General features: G+C 37.0%; 16 protein-coding genes. 8 read left to right on the plus strand and 8 right to left on the minus strand.

What is annotated here, in order from left to right; translation table 11 throughout:
* Positions 1–10: 10 nt before the first annotated feature.
* The 6 genes from REI64_RS02120 to REI64_RS02145 all read left to right on the plus strand — a co-directional run bounded on the left by REI64_RS02120 (position 11) and on the right by REI64_RS02145 (position 7,454).
* Positions 11–886 (plus strand): hypothetical protein, encoded by an 876-nt coding sequence (locus REI64_RS02120; RefSeq protein ID WP_308848431.1) that lies wholly within the window; start codon positions 11–13, stop codon positions 884–886.
* 28 nt (positions 887–914) lie between these two features.
* Positions 915–2,411, plus strand: coding sequence for a T9SS type A sorting domain-containing protein (locus REI64_RS02125; RefSeq protein WP_308848432.1), 1,497 nt, complete (start codon positions 915–917; stop codon positions 2,409–2,411).
* A 135-nt stretch (positions 2,412–2,546) separates the two neighbouring features.
* On the plus strand, positions 2,547–4,130 hold the full coding sequence (locus REI64_RS02130; protein ID WP_308848433.1) for a beta-N-acetylhexosaminidase: 1,584 nt from the start codon (positions 2,547–2,549) through the stop codon (positions 4,128–4,130).
* Between the two features lie 21 nt (positions 4,131–4,151).
* Positions 4,152–5,477 (plus strand): sugar MFS transporter, encoded by a 1,326-nt coding sequence (locus REI64_RS02135; protein ID WP_308848434.1) that lies wholly within the window; start codon positions 4,152–4,154, stop codon positions 5,475–5,477.
* 6 nt (positions 5,478–5,483) lie between these two features.
* Positions 5,484–6,683 carry an N-acetylglucosamine-6-phosphate deacetylase gene (gene nagA, locus REI64_RS02140; protein ID WP_308848435.1) on the plus strand — a complete coding sequence of 400 codons (1,200 nt, stop codon included), beginning with the start codon at positions 5,484–5,486 and terminating at the stop codon, positions 6,681–6,683.
* Between the two features lie 129 nt (positions 6,684–6,812).
* Positions 6,813–7,454, plus strand: a complete 642-nt coding sequence (locus REI64_RS02145) for a carbohydrate-binding family 9-like protein (protein ID WP_308848436.1) — start codon at positions 6,813–6,815, stop codon at positions 7,452–7,454.
* Between the two features lie 284 nt (positions 7,455–7,738).
* On the opposite strand, the gene REI64_RS02150 is transcribed toward REI64_RS02145, so the two are convergent.
* From REI64_RS02150 to REI64_RS02160, 3 genes are all read right to left on the minus strand, one after another.
* Complete coding sequence (locus tag REI64_RS02150; protein ID WP_308848437.1) at positions 7,739–8,434, minus strand: DUF4253 domain-containing protein; 696 nt, start codon at positions 8,432–8,434, stop codon at positions 7,739–7,741.
* Positions 8,435–8,818: 384 nt separating this feature from the next.
* Positions 8,819–11,404, minus strand: coding sequence for a family 20 glycosylhydrolase (locus REI64_RS02155; RefSeq protein WP_308848438.1), 2,586 nt, complete (start codon positions 11,402–11,404; stop codon positions 8,819–8,821).
* A gap of 26 nt (positions 11,405–11,430) precedes the next feature.
* On the minus strand, positions 11,431–12,564 hold the full coding sequence (locus tag REI64_RS02160) for an acyltransferase family protein (protein ID WP_308848439.1): 1,134 nt from the start codon (positions 12,562–12,564) through the stop codon (positions 11,431–11,433).
* Between the two features lie 201 nt (positions 12,565–12,765).
* Between REI64_RS02160 and REI64_RS02165 the strand changes: the two genes are divergently transcribed.
* Together REI64_RS02165 and REI64_RS02170 are read left to right on the plus strand one after the other, a co-directional pair.
* Entirely contained in the window at positions 12,766–13,527 is a 762-nt protein-coding gene (locus REI64_RS02165; RefSeq protein ID WP_308848440.1) for a glucosamine-6-phosphate deaminase, read from the plus strand.
* Between the two features lie 10 nt (positions 13,528–13,537).
* Positions 13,538–14,677, plus strand: coding sequence for a heparan-alpha-glucosaminide N-acetyltransferase domain-containing protein (locus REI64_RS02170; RefSeq protein WP_308848441.1), 1,140 nt, complete (start codon positions 13,538–13,540; stop codon positions 14,675–14,677).
* A 216-nt stretch (positions 14,678–14,893) separates the two neighbouring features.
* Here REI64_RS02170 and REI64_RS02175 read toward each other — a convergent pair whose 3' ends face one another.
* The 5 genes from REI64_RS02175 to REI64_RS02195 all read right to left on the minus strand — a co-directional run bounded on the left by REI64_RS02175 (position 14,894) and on the right by REI64_RS02195 (position 19,561).
* A complete protein-coding gene (locus REI64_RS02175) occupies positions 14,894–15,361 on the minus strand; it encodes a DUF4625 domain-containing protein (protein WP_308848442.1) in 468 nt (155 codons plus the stop codon).
* Between the two features lie 66 nt (positions 15,362–15,427).
* On the minus strand, positions 15,428–16,105 hold the full coding sequence (locus REI64_RS02180; RefSeq protein ID WP_308848443.1) for a hypothetical protein: 678 nt from the start codon (positions 16,103–16,105) through the stop codon (positions 15,428–15,430).
* A gap of 66 nt (positions 16,106–16,171) precedes the next feature.
* A complete protein-coding gene (locus REI64_RS02185; RefSeq protein ID WP_308848444.1) occupies positions 16,172–18,571 on the minus strand; it encodes a TonB-dependent receptor in 2,400 nt (799 codons plus the stop codon).
* A 184-nt stretch (positions 18,572–18,755) separates the two neighbouring features.
* The gene (locus REI64_RS02190; RefSeq protein WP_308848445.1) at positions 18,756–19,106 is read right to left on the minus strand and encodes a hypothetical protein; all 351 of its coding nucleotides are present in this window, start codon (positions 19,104–19,106) and stop codon (positions 18,756–18,758) included.
* A gap of 140 nt (positions 19,107–19,246) precedes the next feature.
* Positions 19,247–19,561, minus strand: a complete 315-nt coding sequence (locus tag REI64_RS02195) for a hypothetical protein (protein WP_308848446.1) — start codon at positions 19,559–19,561, stop codon at positions 19,247–19,249.
* Between the last annotated feature and the right edge of the window lie 391 nt (positions 19,562–19,952).

A 19,952-nucleotide genomic window follows, 5' to 3' on the forward strand; every position in this document is an offset into this window, starting at 1 on the left:
AAACAACAATATGAAAACTAGATTTTTAACATTAGCCATTTTGGGCCTAGCTGTAACCGCAGTTAAAGCACAAACTTATGGTACCTGGAAAGGCTCAAAAGAAGCTACTTCTTGGAACTACGATTTGGGAACAGGAACAGGTTCTGGCAAGAAATTTAATGCAGGTTCGGAAGCAAAAACATCTGAAGCTAGCAAAGACAAACCTGGCTTTTTGCCATTCCCTGCAGTGGGTACAGCTAGGGTAGTGGTTGCTCCATCTGCTGGTGCTGGTTTTTCGGTAAATAAATCGGCGATTAATTTTGGAGCTAGTAACTCAGAAGCACCAACCAAATTCTCGGTAACCGATATACCTCAATCATCGCCAGTGGGCAGTTTGTTTTTCACTTTATCATTTAACGATGGAACAAAAGGTACTGCAGTTTTAGCTTTCGGTAACTCGCAAACAAGCTTGTTCAAAAATGCAGCTGCCTACAACAACAGAAAGCAAGAAGGGCTATTTGGCGCTATCAGATTTATGGTAGGTAGCACTTATACCAATCCCGAGCATAGGTCGGCTAGCGGATCGTCTTATATGCACAAGCCTTACGATACTGATATTTTCGATAAAAACGGAAACCTAAATGTAGAGATTTACAGCAACAACTCTAAAGAAGAGCAGTCGTTCACTCGTAAAGGAAATGTTTACGCCATACCAGCTCAAACATTCAAAATCTTTGTAAACGATAAGGCTTTAAAGCTAAACGGTTCAGAAAATCTTCCTGCAACGGGTGAATTAGATGCAAATATGGCTATCGATGCTTTTATGCTATCTGGTGCTAGTAGTGCCGAAAATACTTTAAGTTTCTCTATTAGCAATATCAAGGCAGGTACATTAACTCAAAATTAATCACATATCAACCTTTAAACCAACCATTATGAAATTAAAACTTCTACTATCTACAGGTCTACTTTTGGTAGGCACACATTTGGCTAAAGCACAAGCTACTTATGGTACTTGGGTGGGTGCTAGTCAGGCTACATCTTTTGATTATAATGTTGCTGCGGGAACTCTGGGAGCTAACTATGCTTCGGAGGCACTAGCTAAAACTTCTTTATCAACCACTTCTTCTGTTGGATTTTTAGTAGCGCCATCATCTGGAACAGCTAAAGTACACACAGCAGCTAGTGCAGGTCCTGGGTTTACAATCGATGGTTCAAAGCTAACTTTCTCAGCTAGTAACCTAGCAGGAAACGCAAATAAGTTCGCTATTTATGGTCTAGAAAATACGTCTGCAGTTACAAGTATCTTTTTTAGATTGAATTTCAATAATGCTGATACTCAGCCTGTCGCTAATGCTTCAGAACGTACTCAAATCACTATAGCTTTTGGTAAATCATCAGCCGATAACATTTTTGAAAATAATAGTCAAATGTGGGATCAAGTACTGACTGGAATATTTGGAGGGTTTAGATTTCAAATTGGGGGTCTTCCTAACGGAGGAGTACGCCATTATAGAACAAATGTTGGTTCTCCCTACGGTTATACTGGTGCAGATGCCCCAAGCAACAGCAACACAATATTTAACAAAACATCTGATTTAGATGTAGAAATTTATTGCAACAACACTGCTACTGATAAACAGTATAGTAGGTTAGGGGGTGCACCGATTACATTACCAGGGAGAACTTATAATGTTTATGTAAATGGTGTGTTGTTAATTGTACAGATTACAGCACCAAATCAAATTTCTAATATTCCTGCATCAGCAGAAATAGCGGCAGATACTAAAATAGATGCTATGTTTATATCTGGATATAACTTAAAATCTGGTAGTGTTGGTAACATATCTATCAGTAACATCAAATTCGGTTGGATACCTGAAAGTGTTTTACCAGCAGATTTAACTTCGTTTACAGGAAAGAAAACAAGTAATGGCGCAGAATTAAACTGGGCTACCGCATCTGAAAAAGACAATGATTATTTCGAGGTTTTAAGAGCATCGCAAGATGGTGTTTTCAAAGCAATTGATAAAGTAAACGGAAAAGGAACTACTAACGGAAACAGCAACTATCAATTCGTAGATCAAAATCCTTTAAACGGAAATAATTACTATAAATTGAAGCAAGTAGACTTAAACGGAAATAGCAAAGAATATGGTCCGGTAATCGTAAGTTTTGATTTGACAACAAGTAAATTAGCAGCTTCTGTAAATGCAGATCATCATTTATTGCTCACTTATCAAGCTACCGAAAACACAAATGCTGATATCACCATTGTTGATTTAAACGGAAAGAAATTGATTTCTCAAAAAATGAATTTTACTAAAGGTTTAAACCAAGCAAAGCTTGATGTAAGTGCATTGCCTAAAGGATTGTATTTAATTAAACTTGGCGCTAAAGGAAATAATAGTGCTGCAAAATTTATAAAGTAACATAAAGATATCAGTGTAATGATGACGGTCTCAGACACAATCGGGGGATGTAAATCTGAGACCACATTATGCTGTTTTTAATTAATAATTTTAGTGTTTGATGTTCTTAAACCCATTGTCTAAATAACATCTCAAATGGTTAGGTTTAAACTAAAAAGAATTGTGGTAATGAAAGTAAATGTAGTGAGGTTGATTGTTTTAATAACGGTATTTTTGGGTTTTACGGTAAATGTCAATGCAACCAATGCTGCTGTTGCCAGAGAGTTCCCAATAAAAGGCTTCCATCTTGATTTAAGGATACAGGCCATGAAAATGCCTGCATTAAAGGCATTTGCAGAGAAACTCAGCCAAAATGGTATTAATACCTTGGTAATGGAGTGGGAGGCAACCTATCCCTATGAAAAACATGCCGTAATTTCTAATAAATATGCTTACAGCAGAGCCGAGGTAAAATCTTTCATCGCTTATTGCGATTCGTTAAAAATTGATGTTATACCCCTGCAACAGAGTTTCGGTCACGTAGAATATATTCTTAAACATTACCGCTACAAAGATTTAAGGGAAGACCAAAAAGATTATTCTCAGGTAAACCCAATCAAGGAAGAACAGTGTAAAGCATTATTTGCCGATTTGTTTGCGGATATGGTAAGTACACATAAATCACCATATTTCCACATTGGTGGCGATGAAACTTATTTGTTGGGACGTTCACCGGAATCTAAACGTAAAGCTGATTCGCTAGGCATGGGACGTTTATACGGTGATTATATCAAAATGCTCTGCGAATTGGTAGTTGCATTAGGTAAAAAACCTGTAGTTTGGGCAGATATCGCCTTAAAATATCCAGATGCTTTAAAATCACTACCCAAACAAACCATTTTTATAGATTGGAATTACGGTTGGGAATTAGACCGTTTTGGCGATCACAAAAAGCTAATGAAAAGCGGCTTCGAAATTTGGGGTTCGCCAGCCATTAGAAGCTACCCAGATAATTACTTCTTAACCGATTGGGCTAAGCACTTCAATAACATCAAAACATTTATCCCACAAGGAAAAGAATTGGGCTATAAAGGAATGGTAATGACTTCATGGTCTACTTCGGGTATCTACACCCAAATTGCAGAATCGCACAGCGACTTCATCGATTTGCATGCCATCAGAAGAGTTTATCCAATATCGGGCTTTAACTTATTAATCGATGGTTTCTTAAATGCAGTTGCTTCAGAAAAACCATTTCAGCCGAATGAGTTTGTAGAGAAATATGCAGTAGAAAAATATGGTTTTAGCAAAGCTGATGCTAAAACATTTTGGAATGCCCTAAAATTGGCTCCTTACGAAGTAAATCAAGGTAAAGTAAACAAGCCAAATTTCACGGTGCAACAATTGGGAGACAGTGCTTTGTTTACGCTGAATACCTTAAGAAAATTGAAGCCAACCAAAAATATAAATGAGTTTAGCCACTACTTGCTTATGTCTAATATTCGTTATAACTATTTGGTCACGATGGAAGTAGAGGTAGCCTTAAATCAACCAACTTTTAAACTAACTGATGCTGCTGGGCTATGGAAGAAATTGGCTGCACTAAACACGGCAGAAGTGGACAAGGACTTTAAAGAATTGAATGCGTCGCTTTTGCATGATGATGAAATCAAAGAAGAAACCAGACTAAGAAACTTTAGGTACATAGACTTGGTAGCGCGTTTAAACAAACTAAAATAACACATCATAATCTCCCGTAAAATGTCATCACAAAACCCCATTCAGGTAACTTCGCTAAGTAAGAAAGATACGCTCATTTCTATTGCTTTAATAGGATTGCTGTTTTTCATATTTGGTTTTGTAACCTGGATCAATGCCATCCTTATTCCGTTTTTCAAAATTGCTTGCGAGCTTAATCATTTCGAATCTTATTTAGTTGCTTTTGCATTTTATATCGCTTATTTGGTGATGTCGTTGCCCGCCGGTTATCTCCTTAAAAAAGTAGGCTTTAAAAAAGGAATGATGATTGGATTTTGGGCAATGTGTATCGGTGCACTGCTTTTTGTCCCGGCCGGCTTAACTAGAACTTATGGTATTTTCTTAACAGGATTATTCACCTTAGGTATTGGTTTAGCGATTTTACAAACAGCCGCCAATCCATACATTACCATTTTAGGACCAAAAGAAAGAGCTGCGCAGCGCTTTAGCGTAATGGGTATCTGTAATAAAATGGCGGGTATTTTGGCGCCTTTGCTTTTTTCTGCGGTGGTGTTAAAATCCACAGACAGCGCTTTGTTTAAGCAAATAGAATTAATGCAAGGTTTGGAAAAAGCTGCGGCTTTAGATGAACTAATCCAACGTGTGGTAATGCCTTACAGTGTAGTTGCTTTAATACTTTTGGTACTCGGCTTTTTTGTAAGATATTCTCCACTGCCAGAAATAGATACGGATAGCGAATCTGATGAGGTTTCTACTGCAAATGCCGGTAAAAATAGCATTCTAGACTTTCCTTATTTGGTTTTGGGCGCTATCGCGATTTTCTTTCACGTAGGTTCACAGGTAATTGCGGTAGATAGTATTGTAAACTATGCCACACACCACGGAATGGATTTCATGGAAGCTAAAACTTTTCCATCTTATACTTTAACCGCAACTATTATTGGCTATTTATTGGGAATAAGCTTTATTCCAAAACTTATTTCTCAAAAAACAGCGCTGAAGATTTGCACCTTATTGGGTTTAACCTTAAGCTGTTGCATCCTACTGTTTTCCGGGCAAATTACCTTGTTCGGTCATCAAACCGATATTTCGGTATGGTTTATTGTGTTATTAGGTTTCGCCAATTCTATGATTTGGGCAGGTGTTTGGCCTTTGGCACTAGATAATTTAGGCAGGTTCATTAAAACAGGCGCATCCCTTTTAATTATGGGACTTTGTGGTAACGCTATTATGCCTCTATTATATGGTTATTGGGCAGATTACCACAGTTTAAGAGAAGCTTATTGGGTATTGATCCCTTGTTATGCCTACTTAATTTTTTACGCTTTCTATGGTCACACTTTAAAAAGTTGGGCTTCTAAAAAATAATCCCCCATGAGTAATTATATCAAAATATTTAATGGCAATATTATCACTCCAAATGGGGTTTTAAATGATGGTACGCTATTAATTTCAGATGGAGAAATAGCAGAAATAAGTGCCAGAAATATTGAGGTAGCTAACGCTGTAGAAATAGATGCACAAGGGAAATACGTTTCTCCAGGCTTTATAGATATGCATGTACATGGTGGTGGCGGTCACGATTTTATGGACAACACCTTGGAAGCTTTTCTAACCATTGCTAAAACACATGCGCAATACGGTACCACGGCTTTAATGCCAACCACTTTAAGTTGCGAGAAAGAAGATTTACTAACCACACTTGCCATTTACGAACAGGCTGATGCTCTAAATCGAGAAGGCGCAGATTTTCTAGGTATCCATATTGAAGGGCCGTATTTTGCGATGTCGCAAAAGGGAGCGCAAGACCCAAGGTATATCCGCAATCCAAATCCGGCAGAGTACAAAGAAATACTGGCGGCTTCAAAACATATTAAAAGGTGGAGTGCTGCCCCAGAATTGCCAGGAACTATTGAGTTTGGTCAGTTCTTGAAACAAAACAACGTGCTTGCTGCAATTGCCCATACTGATGCCATTTACGAAGAAGTTGTAAAAGCTTATGAAGTTGGTTTTACCCATGCTACACACTTTTATTCGTGTATGTCGGGAGTTTCTAGGCGTTACGCTTATCGCTACGCGGGAGTAATAGAAAGCGCTTATTTAATGGATGATATGACGGTTGAGATCATCGTTGATGGTGTTCATTTACCTGCGCCATTGTTAAAATTAATTTACAAAATAAAAGGTACAGAACACACCGCCCTAATCACCGATGCCATGAGAGGTGCGGGAATGCCCGAAGGGCCAAGCAAACTGGGTAGTTATAAAGATGGTTTGGACGTCATTATCGAAGATGGTGTTGCCAAATTACCAGATCGTACTGCGTTTGCGGGTAGCGTAGCGACAACAGATAGATTGGTGAGAAATATGATGGCATTAGCCGATGTTTCTTTGTTGGATGCCGTTAAAATGGCTAGTGCCACACCGGCTAAAATCTTAAATATTCAGGATAGGAAAGGAGAGTTGGTAAAAGGTAAAGATGCCGATATCGTAATTTTTGATGAGGAGATTAATATAGATACCACTATTGTTAAAGGCAATGTGGTTTACAGTAAAGAGAAGATAGCAATTTAGATAACAAACCACAAAGACACAAAGAACACTAAGTAAGAATAATATTTTGAATTATTTAGCGCTAAAATTTGCTCGCTTTAGAAATAGAGCTTTGTGTCCTTAGTGTCTTTGTGGTTAATAACAAAAAGTGTGAGAAGATTAGAGATACCTTTTTTAGATACAGATGGAGTGCAGGAAGTTGAACAAATCAGTCAGTTAATGGATGCTTTGAAAACAACACCTATTGATTGTAATCCGTGGCCTGCTTATCAGGCAAATGCCGATGCTAAGTTTTCGATGGCGCATAACGGTCAATCTATTTTATTGAAATATGTGATTGCCGAAAAATACCTTTTAGCAAATGAAGTAACTAACGGGAATATCCATAATGACAGCTGTGTAGAGCTTTTTATTGCTTTTGATGAGCATGGCTATTATAACTTAGAATTCAATTGCTTAGGTTTTACCAAAATAGGTTACGGAACTGGTAGGCATGGGCGTAGATTATTGCCTGTCGATGTGATTAAGCAATTGAGTTTTTCTTCTAAAATTAACTCCAATAGTACCATTAATAGCAATACCGGTTTCGATTGGGAAATTATGTTAGTAATACCTAAAGCGATTTTTACCAAACATCAAATCACTTCTTTTAATAACCTAAAAGCAAAAGGTAATTTCTATAAATGTGGCGATGGTTTACCGCAACCTCATTTCCTTACTTGGAATATGATAGAAGCCGAAAAACCTGATTTTCACAGGAAAGAATTTTTTGGAGAGCTGGAGTTTAGTTAATAGTTTGCCGATGGCTTTAAACTAAGCTGTTTTCTATTCTCCTATGTCATGTCGAGGCTACGAGACATCTACTTTTAGTCTAATAGATTTACTTCGTAGCTGCTTCGCGGTCTTCGCTATGCTCTAAATGACAAAGACATTTGCTCTTCGCGATTTGTAATCGCGAAGTTGTATCGGTGGATTTATAATCTACATTAGTTCGTTTAAGGATTACAAATCCTTTGATAGGGCTTCCAGATTACAAATCTGGAAGAGCGAGGCAAGAATACGTATCAGCAGCAGTTTTAATCCCACCAAAAATATAGTCGTTTTGTTTTTTTCATTTCGTCAGCTAAAACTTCAACCGAGCCTGCTCCCTGATCAACTACGTCTGGACACACTTTATAAACTTCTTTAGCAAATTCATCCCAATTTTTAGGCTCATTATGAATAATAAATTCACACCAGTCACCTGAAGCACCAATAAGTTCAAGGGAATACTTTTTGTCGAAACCTTTTATTATTGATATTAAGCTATCATTAGTTATGTTCCAATTTATACCGTCAGTTGCAACCTGCTTAAGGATAGTAAACTTGTCTATCGTATTGAGAACCCCAATGTTGTCAGGTTTATTATTGAAGTTGTTTTCTAAAAGGAAAATGCTATATCCTTTTTGTTTGAATTTATCCTTCAATGAAAATACTAAGTCATATGATTTAGTATTAGCTTCAGAAAAAACAAGTCCTTTCAGAAAAATTGGATCTGCTTCAATTTCAGAGTCTTTAGTTATGATTTTTGAAAGAGAGTAATGGAAGGGTTCAATTTTACTCGTATTAAGATCTCTTATATCTTTGATAATTGTAGTGTCAAGTCGTAATGAGTCACAAATATTTCTCTCTTCTTTTGTCAAAATATAGCTCTTTTCAGTAGTTGAGGAATTGCAACCTATTGCAAATGTTAAAATGGCAAGAAGGAAAATTTGAATACGTTGTGAATTCATCGGTATAATTTAAATCAATAATAATTATCCAATATGCAATACTTTATAATCCTAATCTCTACAGAATAGAACGATTTTACAAATTTAGTAGCGTGTTATTTATCATCCTAAAACTATACAAATCTATAAATCATCAAAGTATATAAAACAAAAAACTCCTAATCAAATGAATAGGAGTTTTTTTAATTAATCTGAGTTTTGGTCTTAATTCTCCCTACTGACCCTGAAATAAATTCAGGGTGACGGTATATGGGCAGTTCGTCATGCTGAATTCATTTCAGCATCAGCTTTTAGGTACCTTGTTAGATATATATATTAACACACAGACGTAATCCTTTTGATAGACAATAAAAACATTCAAAACTCACGTTGATTTAAGTGTTTCTATCTCACCACTTTCACCGTTCTACCACCTCTACCATCAGCATTAAATACCCTTAACTTCATATTATCTTGGTAAGCAATTGAAGTTGCATATTTAAGGCTTTGAGCGGTGGGTTCAGACCCATCTACAGTATATCGTATTGTTAAATCTGGGTACAAAACATTGGCTTCAACTTTATCATCTTTAACCACATAACCAGGCGTTGGTATACGGTACTGGAAACCACCAGCGTAATGGTTTAATCGAGGTAACTCGTTTTTACTCATTTTGTAGATAAAAGTAGACCAACTGTAATTATACAACTGTTTACGCAAATCATCGTTTGATTGAGATATGGTACTCCATTTAGGTTCTTTCTCCCATGCACGTTCTGCCAAACCTATTATCTTCGGTAAAAACAAATATTCGAAGCGCTCTTTGCTGTGCAATACTTCGCTCCACAATGGCGCTTGTAAGCCTACAATATTTGCTTTCGCATTTTCGTTTAGTTTGTCCATTCCACTATAGTAATTTTTAGGTAATGGATTACCGTACTGATCTTCGGCTTGGTTGCTGTAATAATCAAATGGCACAAAACTGAAAGGCTTATCTACATCAACATAACCACCCCAATACTGACCAATTTCGTTGTAATCTTTATTATAGGCCAAATCTAAATACATGTTGCTTACATTGGTTAATACCACTTTGTAGCCGGCGTTAGCCAATTTATAAGCCAAATCTTCGTTACCTTTTAAGTTATTCCAAACATCGGTATGGAAGTTTTCGTTAGCAAAACGAGTATCTAAAACCATCTGTTTTTTGCCATTTACCAACTGCTTTTTCAAGCCAATTTCTTCCCATCCCGAGAGGTAAAGATTTTTAGCTTTTAGTAAGGCATTTACCTTGGTAAAATAATAATGCCACAACTCATCTACATTTTCAATAGACTTGTCTTTTTCTAATAAAGCTTTAACCGCTGGAGATTTCTCCCATACACCAGCAGGAACTTCATCGCCACCAAAATGAATAGTTTGCAATGGTGCACCAGCATCTTTGTACATGGCTACGGTTTCATCAATAATTTTTCCAATAAAATTGTAAACGGATGGTAGTGCAGGGTTAACTACGTTATCGTTAAAACCTTGTACCGAACGATAAACAGATCGGTCTTCTAAATCTCGTAGTAAAAATTGCTTGGCTTCTTTCGGTTTTCCAACTTTCATCAAACGTTTATAACGAGCATCCATCGCTTTAATGGCAGCTCTGGCGTGTCCTGGTGTTTCATATTCTGGGATAACCTTGATATGTCTAGCATTAGCATATTTCAAAATTTCAATAAAATCAGCTCTGCTTAAATGACCGCTTCCGTAAGGATTGTTCACCGTTGGACCAGAACCATACGAGGGGAACAGATGTGCGTTTTCAGTTAAAGTATGTCCGCGTCTGCTACCCACTTCGGTTAATTCTGGCAAGCCGTTTATGGCAATTCTCCAACCTTCATCGTCGTTAAAATGCAGGTGAAATACATTGATTTTGTAGAACGATAGCACGTCTAAAACTTTCAGAATTTGTGCTTTTGGCTGGAAGTTTCTCGAAATATCCATCATAAAAGCACGATGCCCAAATCTTGGTTCGTCTTTAATTTTACAGAAAGGGAGTGCCATACGCGACTGTCTAGCTTTCCACGCATCGGCAGGCATTAAGCTTTTTAAAGACTGTATGCCATAAAAAATGCCAGCAGGTTTAGCCGCTGTGATTTGAATTCCTTTCTCATTAATGGCTAATTCGTAAGCTTCTAACCCCAAAGCTGGGTTTAATTTTAAGATAATCAGCTCGTCTCTTAAGGCAGCAACGGTAATTGTTGAGGGATCAAATTCTCCGTTTTTTGCTCCTTTAGCTTTGGTCGGAGTCACCCTGTCTGAAACCAACACTTTTTCTAGTTCTGCTATCAGATAGGCTCTCTCTTTTTCGAAAACAGGATCGGCTATCACGTTAATATCGAGATCTAAATAAAACTGACCACCAAGATTTTCGTAGCTTACAGGCGTGGGTAAAATAGGGCTTACAGCAAAAGTAGCTATTTTTTTAATTGATTTATTTTGCTCAAATATTTGCTTGGCAATCGCTTTTTCTTGCTCACTATAATCAACCTTAGAAACATTTTTTAGAGATAACGCTACTGGTTTTGACGGTTGACTGTCGTAAACGATGTAAAAACCTTCTGAATAATCGGTGATGTTTTTTAAACTCCTCGATAATATTTTAACACTAGCAGATTGTTTTGGTGCAATGCCTTTAAAGTTTTTGCCAGGCGACACCGTAAACAAATCGCCGTTTAAGTGGGTAATTTGTAAGTTTAGCGAATCTGCACCTGCATTACGCGGATTGCCAGAGTTAAAGTATATTTTCCATCCTTTAGCGGGAAATGGAGTAGAGGATGGGTTCGTTAAAACCAATTCTGAAAGTGTATTGCCACTGTTATTATGGTTTGTTTCTATGATATTCCAAGTTAAATTAACTTTTTGAAGTAGTGTCTTTTTCTGAGCAAAGGTTTGAACGGCAATTAACAAAAGGCAAAAGCTCGTAAATAATTTTTGTTTCATATATTTTATATTTAGTTCTGGTGATATTAAACTTTTACGTAGATCTTCTTCTTATCGAGGATTAATCCTATTATCCAAAGCAACAGCATATATAATATTGCAAATACTAGGGAAGCATTTTTATCGGCTAACCAACTGGTTAAACCATTTTTGTAGAATAAAGATGGTAAAGAAGAGCCATCAATTTTAATGAGGTATAAAAGCTTCATAATTATCCAAGCGAGAATGTAGATAAACAGTGCATTTTTACCGAAAACCTCAAAAAAGTAAGTCCATTTTTTGAAATTAAGTACGTCAATTAATGCGATTAATAAGCCTGTGATTACTAAATCCCAACCCAAAGAAAAAAGTACATAAGAGCTGGTCCAAATAGGTTTGTTGATAGGGATGCTGTAGTTCCACACAAAACCTAAGGCTAAAAAGGCTATGCCCACACCCACTAAGCGATAAACAGCGGTAGGATTATTCCCTTGTTTTTGCAGATATTTGCCAGTAAGATAACCAATTAATACGTTTACGATGGCAGGAAAAGTGCTCAGTAATCCCTCTGGATCAAAAGCAACACCAAAACCCTGATATAAATTTTTGCTGTTGAAGAGGAAATCATCTAAAGCTTTGGCTGCATTTCCTTCTAAACTGTAAGGGTTGCCCAGCTGACCAAAATAGTATAAAATACCCCAGTAAGTAAGTAATATTACTGCACTTATAACGGCAATGGATGTTGTTTTTCTAAAGAAATAGATGATTAAACTTCCAAAGAAATAACACAAGGCGATACGCTGCAAAACCCCAAATATCCTAACCTCTAAAAAGTTTTTTAAAGAAACACTGCCATCTTCGCCAAATACTACAAATGGAAAGAGATTGAGTAGTAGCCCGATGATAAAGATAATGAGTGCTCGTTTAGCTACTTTTTTAAAGAAATCTCCAAAGGAAACCTCTTCTAGTTTTTTTAAGCTAAAGCTCAAAGCATTACCTACTACAAAAAGAAAAGTAGGGAATACAAGGTCTGTTAAGGTAAAACCATGCCATTCTGCGTGTTTAAAAGGTGCGTAAATGTGGCTCCAACTGCCGGGAGTGTTTACTACAATCATTAAGGCAACGGTTAATCCTCGTAAAACATCTAAGGATAAATACCTTTGCGAAATCGTCTTCTTCATTATTTTTAATAGTTCAGGTTTGAAGCATCATGTGATGGCTCCTTAATTTATTTGGTTGTTGAAAAACGTGTACTAAACAAAAATATAAATTTTTCGTTAACGTACACGAAAAATATTAATTTAGCTAAATATTTAATTGATAGTGAAATGGAATGCTTCTATCAATTAAGTAAAAAACTCAATCAACCCTAATAAATTAAGATGACAAACCTTGTTGAAACCAAACTAGATGTAAGAATTTACGAAGACAGAAAAAGCATGGGAGCGGCTGCTTCAGAGAAATTTGCTAAAGAAATAACTGCTCTTCTAAAGACGAAGGATGAAATTAATGTAATATTTGCTGCAGCGCCTTCACAGAACGAATTTCTAGCAGCACTAGATTATGAAAACCTAGATTGGAGCCGTGTAAATGCTTTCCACATGGATGAATATATTGGCTTAGCTGCCGATGCGCCGCAAGGTTTTGGTAATTTCTTGAAACATCGATTATTTGATAAATTCAATTTTAAATCTGTAAACTATTTAAATGGCAATGCCGATGATATTGCTGCCGAATGCGAAAGGTATGCAGCTTTATTAAATCAAAACAAAGTTGATATGGTGTGCATGGGTATAGGAGAGAATGGACACTTGGCTTTTAACGACCCTCCAGTAGCAGATTTTGAAGATAAGCACATTGTAAAAGTAGTAGAACTAGACGAAGTTTGCAGACAACAGCAAGTAAACGATGGTTGTTTTGCGACTTTGGATGAGGTGCCAAAAGAAGCATTAACGTTAACCATTCCAGCTTTGTTAAGTGCTACGTATATCAATTGCGTAGTTCCGGGTCCAACTAAAGCTGAAGCAGTAAATCATACCTTAAATAGTGAAATCAGTACGGAAAATCCTGCTACAATATTAAGAACACACCCAAATGCGGTGTTGTTCTTAGATAAGGATAGCAGTCATTTGTTAACTTCATAGCTTTAAAGATATGGCCGAGCAAACTTTACAGCCAATGCAGAATAGATACCTCTCTTTAGATGTATTAAGGGGATTGACCGTTGCCTTAATGATTGTGGTAAATACTCCCGGTGATTGGAGTAATATTTATGCTCCGCTAAGACATGCAGATTGGCATGGTTTTACACCTACGGATTGGGTGTTTCCCGCGTTTCTATTTGTAGTGGGTAACGCATTAAGCTTTAGCCTTAAAAAGATGGGGAAATTGAGTTCTTCGCAGTTTTTACCAAAAGTTTTTAAAAGAACTGCAATCATCTTTTTAATAGGTTTGTTCCTAAATGGATTTCCATTCTTCCATTACGAAGGAGATCAAATGGTGTTCAATAATTTATTGGATATTAGACTTTGGGGCGTGCTGCAACGTATTGCATTATGTTATTGCTTGGCTAGTTTGATGGTTTTTTACTTCAAAAAATCGACTGTAATTGTTTCAAGCATTGCTATTCTTTTAGGTTACTGGGCCATATTGTATTTCTTCGGAGACCAACCAGACCCTTACAGTTTAGAAGGAAATGCAATAAGAAAAGTAGATTTAGCTTACTTGCCTATAAAAAATATCTACAAACATTATCCCATTCCTTTTGACCCACTTGGTTTATTAAGTACGTTGCCAGCTATTGTAAATGTAATTGCTGGTTATTTTACTGGAATTTTTATTCAAAAAAACGGTAATAATCTATCTTCTGTTTGGAAATTGTTTGCTGTAGGCACAGTTTCAGTAATTATATCATTAGTATGGGGCAGTTACTTTCCAATCAATAAAGCTTTGTGGACTAGCACTTACGTACTTTGCTCACTTGGCTACTGCCTAATTATTATTGGTCTATTAATGCTCATTATTGAGATTTGGCAGCTTAAACGTTGGGCTTATTTCTTCGAAGTGTTTGGCAAAAACCCTTTATTTATTTACGTACTGGCTTGGTTAGTCATAAGTGCAATGGGGGTAATTCGTATTGATGGCAGACCGTTAAAGGGTATTGTGTACAAAGCGGGTTTTACAGATTGGCTAACTCCAATTAATGCTTCATTATGGTTTGCTATTGTATATATGTTGGTGATGTGGATTATTGGTGTGGTATTAGATAAAAAGAAAATCTATATAAAGGTATAAACGAGCAAAGCCCCGACATCCATCGGGGCTATTGCTACCAACCTAAACAAACTATTATCTTTAATGACGATGATTGCCATGTGCTTTTTCATCGCCTTGCGATTGATTTACTTTCTCTTTTTCGGATGATTTTTCCTCATGGCTATGGTCATGATTACATCCTGTGCTCATCAATGTAAAACTGAGGAGAATTGCTAAAATCCTAATTGCTTTCATCTATTGTATCTTAATGCTTAATCCTTTAATGGTTTGCCATCCTTCTTTATCTGTTAAACGTATCATAAAATGATAATCTCCAGGGTCAACATCTGCAGGTACAACAATTTGTGCTGTAGCTTCGTGTTGTTTTGAGCCTGCTGGGATATTGTAGTTTTGAATAAATATGAAAGGCTTTATAGGAGCTTTCTTAGCTTCAAAAGTACACTGGTTAACTTCTGTACTGTGGTTGTGATGATCAAAGTTGTGGTGAATATCCAAGCTAAAAGCTCCTAATTCTTTATTGTCACTAAAAGTGGCCTTAAAAGTGAAAGTTTGCCCACGTGTAACCACACCACATTGCGTTGGAAATGAATTAGCTGTTGCTAGAATTTCAGGATATTGAGTGTCTTTTTCTTCGTGATTATCTTTCTTACAAGCAGCGAAAATCAGTAATACTAGGGCAAATAAAGCTAAAGTCTTTTTCATCATTAGTTATTTTAAGATGAAAGGAGGAAGGTAATGATTAGTCGGTATCCTCCTTTCGATATAATTTTAATGTTCTGCGTGTATCTCAAAGTTCAATTTCAGCACGTCTTGTCCAGCAAATGCTGTTGCGTAATCGCTACGGTTCCAGTCGGCTCTAGTGATGGTGGCCTTAACGCCAGCATTTACTTTTCTGAGTATAAAACTCACATTTTTAGTAGCTCCCTCATTACTGTGACCAATGGTGAAGTAGCTTACCACACCGGTAGTTGCAATGCCACCACTTCCAGATACCGCTGTGCCGTCGCCATAAGTGGTTTCTCTTGGTTGAAAAATAGCACCGCTTTCGTTGGTTGTATTTGCATTCAGAATGAAGTTGCCGCCAACTAAAAATGCCTTGTAATTATCTGCAGTTGCTTTGTTTGTGATAAAATCGTTTTGTACTTCTTTGCCAGTGTAGTCCCAAGCCTTCAGCTGTAGCTTGTAAACAGCTTCGGCTTCTAGATGTAGGTGTCCACCAGAAATAGCAGCACCTTTATTGTTGAACTTAACCACAGTTTGTTTGCCATTTGTACGGTCGGCAAGGTCATGAAAGTGGTCGCCGTGTGCATGACCATCCACTTCTGTGAAAATAAGTTCAGCTCTTTCTATTCCTTCTCGAATAGGATCGTCCTTATCTTTTTTACATGCGGTAAAAGCTGCTACAAATAAAAGCATGGCTGCTAGGGTAATTTTTCTTGTTTTCATTTCTTAATTGAATTATTGAATTATTGAATTATTGATTATTGTGATTTTGTTAATTGATAATTTTGATTATTGGTCATTTACTTTAAAAGGTATTTTTAAGGATAGCACTACGTTTCTGCTTGCTTCTGGCAATTCAATTAGCCGATAAAAGCTAGTGTGATTAAGATATTTGGCATCAAATAGATTTTGAACTTGCAAACTCATATCTACGTTTTGTTTGTTAAAAACCAAGCTGCCGCCAAGCTGTAAATTCACTATTTGATAGCCCGGTGTTTTCTTTTCTGGCGGAACGATATTCTCTTGTCTTGCAGTTAAGCGATAATCCACAGAGAAATACGTGTTGCTTAATTTTTCACCTAATTTTGGCGACCACGTTAAATTGAGCAAAGCAGATGGAGCAGGAGAGAAGGGTATCGTAAAGCCTTTCTTATCTCCCGAAAGCTGTTCGCTGTACAGATATTCACCTAAAAACTCAGTGCTTAAACTTGGTAGCAATTGATAATTAACTTTCAATTCGGCACCGTAACGCACTACGCTACTTTGTTGGTATTCAAAAACTTGATTTCCTGCTCCGTAAAAGCGATCGTGGTAAGGTGTAGGGTTCAGGTAAATGTAGTTGGGGAAATAGTTGTAAAACGGATTGAAATTAACAGACCATTTTTTCTCTGTCCAAGTAATTCCAAAATCGGCTTGGTAGGCAACCTCTGGATCTAAGTTTTCATTTCCTCTCTCAAAACTGAAATAGTGGTAGTTTACGCCGTTTGCAGCTAACTCTTTAGCGATAGGCATCCTAAAACTCTTGCCAATATTTGCTTTAACATTTAGCTTTCCAGGATTATAATTGGCACCAACCGACCAAACAAAACTGTTAAAGTTTCTAGAGAAATCTCTGGTTCTGGTTAATACTTCCTCTGTTTTAATACCATTTACTTCACGTTGAGAAGGAAACCAATCGTCATATCTTTCAAATTGGTAAGTGCCATAATCATAGCGTAATGCGCCGTGTAATATCAAATCATTGTTAATGATATATTTATCGTAAGCAAACAGACCAGCATTAAATTGTTGAAAAGCTGGGATTAAAAAACTCCACCCGCTAATGTTATTGTCTTGATAATCTCCATTAAATCCAATCTGTAACTGATGCTTGTTGATGCTAAAGCTATGCCTTAAGTTTCCAGAATAAATAGACTTGTGGTAAACCCGTTCCAAATTAATGGGGATAGACATATTTGTAGGATAAACTGGCGGCATAAAACCATGTGCGGTGTAATGATTAAATTCCTGTCTATAATTATGTTGGAAGCCCAATTCTAGTTCGGTTTTACTATTTGAATGGTTAAACTCAGTGCGATTAATCAACTTAAAGTGATTAACAGTCTGGTATGGTAACTGAATATCACGATCAGAGGCGTCATGTAAAGCTTCATCCACATTGCGTGGTTCTAAACCGTGTGCATTGGCGAAAAATCCAGTTTTTGCATAGCTATTGCTAGCATAAAATGCTGTTTTAAAAGTTTTACCGACATAGCCTGTGCTAAAGTGTAAGCCCGTTTCTCTTCCTGCAGTATTGCGTAATTGGTTGTTATGCAGATTTACAGCATAGTCGTAAACGTAAACTTTGTCTGTTGGTACACGGTAGTCTGCATAGTTTTGATAGGTAACTCTACTATCGAAAAACCATTTTTTATTACTGCCAAAGAGATTTACAGAACCACCATAATGTTTGTTATTGGTTTTGCCGATCAAATTAACGCTGCCCCCCAAGTCTTGATTAAGCGGTACGGAAACTGGTTTCAAATTAATAGCGCCACCAATGGCATCAGAACCGTAAACAAAAGAGGAAGGGCCTTTAATTACTTCTATCTCGCCAGCCGCAAACTGGTCTATTTCCAGACCGTGATCGGCGCCCCATTGCTGCCCTTCGTGCTTAATCCCCTTATCTACCACCACCACACGGTTAAATCCCATACCACGTATCAGGGGTTTCGATTGCCCAGAGCCAATGCCAATACTGCTAATTCCAGGTAATCTATCAAGTGTTTTCATCAAGCTCCCGCCCAGATGGCGCTGCACAAATTCTTGGTCAACAATGTCGATATTTCTCGCTTCGCTACTTTTCCTAATGGCTTGCGCATTGGTATTAATTTCAACTGTTTTTAACTCGGTAACTTCAGGCTTTAACTTTGCATGAAAATGCTGTTCTCCTTTACTAATTTGAATGCGTTTTTCGTAATCAGCATAAGTTTTGGCTTGCACTTTTAAGTTGTAATTACCCAAAGGGATGTCCTTAAAAATTGCCGTGCCAGAAGCGTCAGTGTAAACCTCAATAGTACGTAGCCAAACTTTAGCACCTTGTACTGGATTGTTTTGAGCATTGCTTACATATACCGAAACATCAGTGTTTTGCGCCAAAGCATAGCTTGCCAAAAAGCAGCTAAAGAAAAATGCATACCATTTCTTCATCAGAAAATTGAGAATTGTAGCATTGATGAATAAATGAAAAATCTAGCTTAACAGCTTAGAAAACTCCCATAGTTCATCAAAAACATCAAATAAATTGGAATACCTTAAAGGCATTCGAGTAAAAAATAATTGGATTGCGGCATTAAAACCATGCGAAGAGCATCGGCAGCCGTTTAAATAGAAATTAGCTCAAAAGGCTAGGAGGCCCTTTGTTAGAGAAGTTTTGTAAGGTAAACTTATAAATCCTTGTATAAACAAATGTGTTTAATTCAGCGCAAACATCAGTTGGAATGTCAATTACAGGTGGATGTGACATCAAGATTTGCTTGCCTTTAATTTCGGCAGTGTATTCACAAATCAAACATTTTTCTGCTGCGCTAGAAATAGATTTTTCTGTAGTAGTTTTTACAAAACTTTCATCGGCATGATGCGAGTGAAGCGTTTGTATGAATGGAATAACGAGAAATAATATCGCCAATAAAGTACTAGCAAATTTCTTCGCTACTTTAAGCTCGTATGTATTTCTTCTTTTCATTAATGACACAAAGTTGCAATTATTTCTTCTTTAAAAGAAAAAGAATTTCACTTTGTGGTTTTTTTTGACCTATAAATGTATAGCTGTAGCGGATAAAATGCATCACTACAGCTATTTATAGCTTTTAAGAATAATTGCAATTATTTTGTTGCTTCTTTCTCAGTTTTCTTTACAGCACGTGGTTTTGCCACTTTTTTCTCTGCTGCAACTGGTGCAACTTCCTCAGTTTTTGCAGCAAGAGCTTCTACTATAGGCTTTGCAGTTTTATCAATTTCTTTAGAAAATGCCGAAGCGGTTTTTTCTATCAATTTTTTTAGCTTCTTATTCGGCTCAGCAAAGGTGCCAACTAGCGTAGTTAATTCAGTAATTAATGCGGCTTTAATTGCTTTTTCGGCTTGTTTACGATTGGTTTTCAGCTGCGCTTTTTGCTGCGCTCTCTGTTTGTCTTTCTTCATGGATTAAGCTTTTTTGCAAAGCTAGGGCATTAACGGGTTAAGTGTATATTATCATTATGTTAATGTTAAGTGCCGGTGTTAACATTGGGTTGATTTTGCTGCGCAGTGGTCAGTTTGTCAATAGTCATGCTTTAAAAAACAACCAATGACCAAATTCCAATAATCAACCAGCAGTATCGTCAATAATAGCTATTTTCTCTCCCTTTCAGGGAGAACCGAGTTTACGAGTTCATTGATACCATTAAGAAGTTAAATAATCATCAATAAATACCCAAATGGCAGAGAGGGTTTGTTTGGAAACCTCATACTAGCCCTCCCGACTATTCCTATCTTTCCTCCCCCTTAAATCCCCCTCCAAAGGGGGACACACGGTGCTTAAGCATTTTGCATA

Source organism: Pedobacter sp. (assembly GCF_031119335.1).
In the GTDB taxonomy this organism is placed as follows: Bacteria; Bacteroidota; Bacteroidia; order Sphingobacteriales; family Sphingobacteriaceae; genus Pedobacter.

Coding starts and splice junctions, on each gene's coding strand:
- REI64_RS02130 (WP_308848433.1), top strand. CDS start 2,547: ATGGTTAGGTTTAAACTAAAAAGAATTGTGGTAATGAAAGTAAATGTA.
- REI64_RS02150 (WP_308848437.1), bottom strand. CDS start 8,434: ATGAATTCACAACGTATTCAAATTTTCCTTCTTGCCATTTTAACATTT.
- REI64_RS02180 (WP_308848443.1), bottom strand. CDS start 16,105: ATGAAAACAAGAAAAATTACCCTAGCAGCCATGCTTTTATTTGTAGCA.
- REI64_RS02160 (WP_308848439.1), bottom strand. CDS start 12,564: ATGAAGAAGACGATTTCGCAAAGGTATTTATCCTTAGATGTTTTACGA.
- REI64_RS02155 (WP_308848438.1), bottom strand. CDS start 11,404: ATGAAACAAAAATTATTTACGAGCTTTTGCCTTTTGTTAATTGCCGTT.
- REI64_RS02120 (WP_308848431.1), top strand. CDS start 11: ATGAAAACTAGATTTTTAACATTAGCCATTTTGGGCCTAGCTGTAACC.
- REI64_RS02125 (WP_308848432.1), top strand. CDS start 915: ATGAAATTAAAACTTCTACTATCTACAGGTCTACTTTTGGTAGGCACA.
- REI64_RS02170 (WP_308848441.1), top strand. CDS start 13,538: ATGGCCGAGCAAACTTTACAGCCAATGCAGAATAGATACCTCTCTTTA.
- nagA (WP_308848435.1), top strand. CDS start 5,484: ATGAGTAATTATATCAAAATATTTAATGGCAATATTATCACTCCAAAT.
- REI64_RS02175 (WP_308848442.1), bottom strand. CDS start 15,361: ATGAAAAAGACTTTAGCTTTATTTGCCCTAGTATTACTGATTTTCGCT.
- REI64_RS02190 (WP_308848445.1), bottom strand. CDS start 19,106: ATGAAAAGAAGAAATACATACGAGCTTAAAGTAGCGAAGAAATTTGCT.
- REI64_RS02185 (WP_308848444.1), bottom strand. CDS start 18,571: ATGAAGAAATGGTATGCATTTTTCTTTAGCTGCTTTTTGGCAAGCTAT.
- REI64_RS02195 (WP_308848446.1), bottom strand. CDS start 19,561: ATGAAGAAAGACAAACAGAGAGCGCAGCAAAAAGCGCAGCTGAAAACC.
- REI64_RS02135 (WP_308848434.1), top strand. CDS start 4,152: ATGTCATCACAAAACCCCATTCAGGTAACTTCGCTAAGTAAGAAAGAT.
- REI64_RS02165 (WP_308848440.1), top strand. CDS start 12,766: ATGACAAACCTTGTTGAAACCAAACTAGATGTAAGAATTTACGAAGAC.